At 65.3% G+C, this 4,445-nt stretch carries 8 protein-coding genes and 1 riboswitch; of the genes, 5 read left to right on the top strand and 3 right to left on the bottom strand.

Translation table 11 applies throughout. The features are described 5' to 3' along the window. The first annotated feature begins 183 nt into the window (after positions 1–183). Both GXZ33_RS05345 and GXZ33_RS05350 read left to right on the top strand, forming a co-directional pair. Positions 184–696: a helix-turn-helix domain-containing protein gene (locus GXZ33_RS05345; protein WP_291339834.1), complete on the top strand. Its 513-nt coding sequence runs from the start codon at positions 184–186 to the stop codon at positions 694–696. Continuing rightward, positions 696–1,292 carry a PIN domain-containing protein gene (locus GXZ33_RS05350; RefSeq protein ID WP_291339835.1) on the top strand — a complete coding sequence of 199 codons (597 nt, stop codon included), beginning with the start codon at positions 696–698 and terminating at the stop codon, positions 1,290–1,292. The genes GXZ33_RS05345 and GXZ33_RS05350 overlap by 1 nt, the downstream gene beginning before the upstream one ends. Here GXZ33_RS05350 and GXZ33_RS05355 read toward each other — a convergent pair. Further along, positions 1,289–1,483 (bottom strand): DUF4177 domain-containing protein, encoded by a 195-nt coding sequence (locus GXZ33_RS05355; RefSeq protein WP_291339836.1) that lies wholly within the window; start codon positions 1,481–1,483, stop codon positions 1,289–1,291. The genes GXZ33_RS05350 and GXZ33_RS05355 overlap by 4 nt on opposite strands. A gap of 23 nt (positions 1,484–1,506) precedes the next feature. On the opposite strand from GXZ33_RS05355, the gene GXZ33_RS05360 reads away from it, so the two are divergent. Both GXZ33_RS05360 and GXZ33_RS05365 read left to right on the top strand, forming a co-directional pair. After that, positions 1,507–2,154: an MOSC domain-containing protein gene (locus tag GXZ33_RS05360; RefSeq protein WP_291339837.1), complete on the top strand. Its 648-nt coding sequence runs from the start codon at positions 1,507–1,509 to the stop codon at positions 2,152–2,154. After that, positions 2,154–2,591, top strand: a complete 438-nt coding sequence (locus tag GXZ33_RS05365) for a YbaN family protein (RefSeq protein WP_291339838.1) — start codon at positions 2,154–2,156, stop codon at positions 2,589–2,591. Before GXZ33_RS05360 ends, GXZ33_RS05365 begins: the two co-directional genes overlap by 1 nt. Here GXZ33_RS05365 and GXZ33_RS12650 read toward each other — a convergent pair. Further along, the gene (locus GXZ33_RS12650; protein ID WP_363236955.1) at positions 2,497–2,811 is read right to left on the bottom strand and encodes a Rieske 2Fe-2S domain-containing protein; all 315 of its coding nucleotides are present in this window, start codon (positions 2,809–2,811) and stop codon (positions 2,497–2,499) included. The genes GXZ33_RS05365 and GXZ33_RS12650 overlap by 95 nt on opposite strands. A gap of 56 nt (positions 2,812–2,867) precedes the next feature. After that, positions 2,868–2,980: riboswitch (SAM riboswitch) on the top strand. Positions 2,981–2,997: 17 nt separating this feature from the next. Here GXZ33_RS12650 and GXZ33_RS05370 point away from each other — a divergent pair. After that, entirely contained in the window at positions 2,998–3,372 is a 375-nt protein-coding gene (locus GXZ33_RS05370; protein ID WP_291339839.1) for a hypothetical protein, read from the top strand. A gap of 77 nt (positions 3,373–3,449) precedes the next feature. On the opposite strand, the gene GXZ33_RS05375 is transcribed toward GXZ33_RS05370, so the two are convergent. After that, the coding region (locus GXZ33_RS05375) for a cation:dicarboxylase symporter family transporter (protein WP_291339840.1) at positions 3,450–4,445 on the bottom strand (996 nt) is incomplete at its 5' end.

The following is a 4,445-nucleotide window of genomic DNA, read 5'->3' on the forward strand; positions in this document are numbered from 1 at the left end:
GAAGGGGTGTAACGGAACGCAGGGGTGGATTCACTCGGGTTCGTCATGGTTAAGCAGTGTAGTAGGCGCGCCCAGAAACACACGGTTTGGGATCTCACCTTGCCCGACGTCTGCCGCTACACTGGGCCCAAACGAACAAAACGAACAAATCGCAAGAAACACACACTCAACAGGGACCTCGCAATGACTGCCGCCGACTCCACCTATTTCCCGCCGGGATCCGACGATCTCGGCACAGTCGAGGACTTTCTCGCCGCGTACCGGGCCAGAAAGGGAGAAGATCCGGAACCTCAGTTCTTTCTCTCCGGTCCTGACCGTGATGACCATGTACCCCTGCCCCCGGAGCTGTATCGCATTCTCGTCGACGCGGTTGCGTCCCTGCAGCGCGGCATGGCGGTCACCATCCACCCGAACAACCTGACCATCACCACGCAGGAGGCAGCCGACATCCTCGGGGTCTCCCGACCAACAGTCATCCGGATGATCGACTCCGGAAAGCTCTCTGCACAGCGGATTCACCGACACCGCCGCCTACGGCTCAGCGATGTCATCGCCCTCCGGGATCAGCATCGCGACGAGCAGATGGATTACATCGCAGCCTCCCACGACGAGACACCTCCTCCCTCACGTGAGGAGTACCGCCAGGCGCGGGCGGAGATCATGCGGCGACGCCGAGCCGACCGGTCGGGAGAGTAATGTTCCGGGCGGTTCTCGACACCTGCACGCTGTGGCCCTCACTGCAGCGCGATCTCCTGTTGACCATGGCCAGTCACCGCCTGTATGAGCCTCTGTGGAGTGACATCACCGTCCTTGAGCTGGAATTCCACGAGGCCAGAAAACTGGAGAAAATCAGCCATCTCTCGGCCCGCGATGCAGAGGACCGGGCCCGTCGCCTCATCCAACAGATGAATATCCATTTCCCCGATGCGATGGTGAGAGACACCGACCTGTGGACAGCCCCAGATTTCCTCCCGGACGAGAACGACGCTCACGTAATCGCGGCGGCCGAACTCGGCCACGCAGGAGCCATAGTCACCGACAACCTGCAGGACTTCCCCTCCGCCGCGGTGCCGGATGGAGTGGACGTCCTCTCACCCCGTGACTTCCTCGCTGACACCGTAGGTATCGACCCTGCCCTTGCTTACCGGGCCACAATGGACCTCATCGGGAGGCGGCAACACCCTGCGATGAGTTTCGATGAGGTCCTGTCGATACTCGAGGACCGTTACCGTGCGAAAGAAGCCGTTGAACTGCTCTTACTGGGGCGCGACCTGAGCAGCGACGTCGGCTAGTTCGGGCGCTCGAACACCACGAGAGCGCCGTCGACGCCTCCCGGGCCGACACGTCCCTTGACGTCCACCGCCGTCATCGACTTGTAGAGCCAGCCCTCGCGGGCGTGCTCGTTGAGGATCTTCTCCAGCTTCTTGCCGGACAGCTTGCCACCGATGAGTCCCTCGCGGATCTCGACCACCTTGTACTCCATGCTCACCAGCCTAGACTGGCGGCATGAGCCCGTTCGTGCTGTCGACCAACCTCGCCGTACCCCGCCCGGATCCGGGCGGGGCTGACCGGGTGAGCGGCATCGACAAGCAGCCGGAGCCGTTCCTTGACGTGTTCACCCCGGGACCGGACTACGGGGACGGCCCGGGTGTCGTCGGAGACACCGTCGGCGACACGAAACACCACGGTGGAGCTCAGAAGGCGGTGTACGCCTTCGCCCGCGAGGAACTCGATTTCTGGGAGGACCAGCTGGGGCGCGGGCTGCCCGACGGCAGCTTCGGCGAGAACCTCACCACCTCCGGGGTGGACCTGTCCACATTGCTCATCAACCAGCGGATCCGCGTCGGCACCGCCGAGCTGGAGGTGTCCGTGGTGCGGCAGCCGTGCCGGACGTTCGCCGGCTGGCTGGGGGAGAAGGGCTGGGTGCGCACCTTCTCGGAGCGCGGCCAGTGCGGCGCCTACTTCCGCGTCATGGTCCCCGGCCGCATCACCGCCGGTGACGAACTGCTGCTTATCGACGCCCCCGACCACGACATCGACATGCTCACCGCGTTCCGCGGCGCGCAGGGGGACAAGGAGGCCGCCGCGCGGATCGTGGAGGCGGGCTGCCTGCCGCCGATGTACCACGAGCGCATGGTGCGGCTGGTGTCCTGATGCTGCGCCCGATCTACCTCGTCGTCGGCGTGGTGAGCATGGGACTCGGGGTGCTGGGGATCTTCCTGCCGGTCCTGCCGACCACCCCGTTCCTGCTGCTCAGCGCGTTCTGCCTGGCGCGCAGCTCGGAACGGTTGCACACCTATCTGGTGACGCACCCGGTGCTGGGGGAGTACATCAGCAACTACAACAACCACACCATGACGCGGGAGCACAAGATCCGCACGATCGTCATGCTGTGGCTGAGCATCATCGTGTCCGCCGGCTATCTCGCCTGGTCAGGGCGGACGATTCCGGCGGTCATCCTGCCGCTCATCGCGCTGGGCGTGACGGTGCACATCGCTACTCTGCGGCGGGAGGACGGGGGAGCAGATACACCCGCTCGCCCCGGACCTCCACCGGGTGAATCGTCATCGGAACCCGAGCGGGGTATTTGACCGGGTCACCGGACTTCAGGCACCACAGCCCGTGGTGGAGGGGGCATTCGAGGACAGCGTCGTCGTGCAGCGTGCCGGTCTTCAGTGACCAGCCGACGTGGGGGCAGCGGTCCTCGGTGACGTGGAAGTCACCGGCGAGGTCGCGGACGAGGAGGAGACCGTCGTCGAGAAGCAGGGTGCCGCCGGGGGCGACGTCGTGAACTGAGGCGATGTCCTTCATACCCCCCAGGCTATCAGTAGACAGCTTGGTCTATCGCGTGGTACGGTGGGCGGCACGATCAAGAAGTTCAGCCTCCCCCTGATCGGCTGACTGGCAACCGTGACTCGCACAACGGTGCCCCAGGGAAACGATCGGCCCGCCTTCGCAACCGCGACGGGAAACACGCGATAACCAGGAGAAACTCCCATGCAGTGCACCTCTTTTGCACGCGGCCACAACGTCCATTACATCCAGGCGAAGCTGGCCCACAAACGGCCCGGCGAGATCAAGAAGGTCTGCGTCCTCGGCCACGACGGACACTGGCTCACCTTCGAGATGGACGGCCACATCCACCGAATGTGGAACCACGACCCCGCGCAGGTCCGCGCCTTCCACGACCAGGCGGTGGCCCTGCAGAGCATCCCCCACACCGCGTCCTGCCCCCTCTACTTCACCTCGGTGAACCTGATGATCGCCCGCCACGACGAGACGGTCATGCTCTACGCCGACCCGGAGGGCCCCACCGACTGCGACGACCGCCCGAACGTCTTCTTCCTCAACGTCGACCGGGACCGCGAATGACAGAAGGCGCGGCCCCCGTGGTGGGGGACCGCGCCTTCCGCGCCTTCCGCTCGGCGGCCGGCGGCCGGGGCAGGGGGTCAGTCGCCCTGCACGGCGGCGTCGAGGGCCTGACGCTCCTCGCCAGAGGCGCCGTCCTCGGAGACGATCGCCGGGATCTTGCCCTTGGCGAACTTGTTGACGATCATCGCGATCGCGCCGTCACCGGTGACGTTCGCGGCGGTGCCGAAGGAGTCGACCGCGATGTAGGCGGCGATCATCAGCGCGACCTGCGCGTCAGTGAAGCCCAGCATGGAGCTGAGCAGGCCGACGGCCGCCATGATCGCGCCGCCCGGCACGCCCGGCGCGGCGATCATCGTCACGCCCAGCATGAGGATGAAGCCGATGGCCAGGCCGGGGGAGACGTCGATACCCGCCATGTAGACGATGGCGAAGGCGTACAGGCCGATCTTCATCATCGAGCCGGCCAGGTGGATCGTGGCGCACAGCGGGACGACGAAACCGGCGACGTTGACGTCGACGTGGTTACGCACCGTGGAGGCGTAGGTGACCGGGATCGTCGCCGCGGACGACGAGGTGCCCAGGGCGGTGGCGTAGGCAGGCAGCATGGTGCGGAACGCCTTGAACGGGTTCTGACCTGCGATCATGCCGGCCACGGTGAACTGGATCGCCAGGAACACGAACGTCATGCCGACCGACAGCAGCAGCACCTTGCCGAAGGCCAGCATCGTGTCCATGAGGTTGCCGTTCATGCCCATCGACAGGAACATGCCGAAGATGAACACCGGCAGCAGCGGGATGATGAACGCCGAGATCACCTTCATGACGACGCGTTCCAGGTCACGCGAACCCTTGTACAGGGTGTCGGACTTCACGGCCGTCATCGACAGCCCCACGGCGAACGCCAGCAGGAGGGCGGTCATCACCTCGAAGGGCGGGGTCATCTCGATGGAGAAGTAGGGGGTCAGGCCGCCCTCGTCGATGTCGGAGGCCTGCACCTCCTCCTGCCCGGCCAGCAGCCACGGGTAGACCGTGAGGGCCACGACGTAGGCGAGGAGTCCGGAGAGGATCGTCGA

This window comes from Corynebacterium sp. (assembly GCF_012838985.1).
Lineage (GTDB): Bacteria > Actinomycetota > Actinomycetes > Mycobacteriales > Mycobacteriaceae > Corynebacterium.

Coding starts and splice junctions, on each gene's coding strand:
- GXZ33_RS05345 (WP_291339834.1), top strand. CDS start 184: ATGACTGCCGCCGACTCCACCTATTTCCCGCCGGGATCCGACGATCTC.
- GXZ33_RS05350 (WP_291339835.1), top strand. CDS start 696: ATGTTCCGGGCGGTTCTCGACACCTGCACGCTGTGGCCCTCACTGCAG.
- GXZ33_RS05355 (WP_291339836.1), bottom strand. CDS start 1,483: ATGGAGTACAAGGTGGTCGAGATCCGCGAGGGACTCATCGGTGGCAAG.
- GXZ33_RS05360 (WP_291339837.1), top strand. CDS start 1,507: ATGAGCCCGTTCGTGCTGTCGACCAACCTCGCCGTACCCCGCCCGGAT.
- GXZ33_RS05365 (WP_291339838.1), top strand. CDS start 2,154: ATGCTGCGCCCGATCTACCTCGTCGTCGGCGTGGTGAGCATGGGACTC.
- GXZ33_RS12650 (WP_363236955.1), bottom strand. CDS start 2,811: ATGAAGGACATCGCCTCAGTTCACGACGTCGCCCCCGGCGGCACCCTG.
- GXZ33_RS05370 (WP_291339839.1), top strand. CDS start 2,998: ATGCAGTGCACCTCTTTTGCACGCGGCCACAACGTCCATTACATCCAG.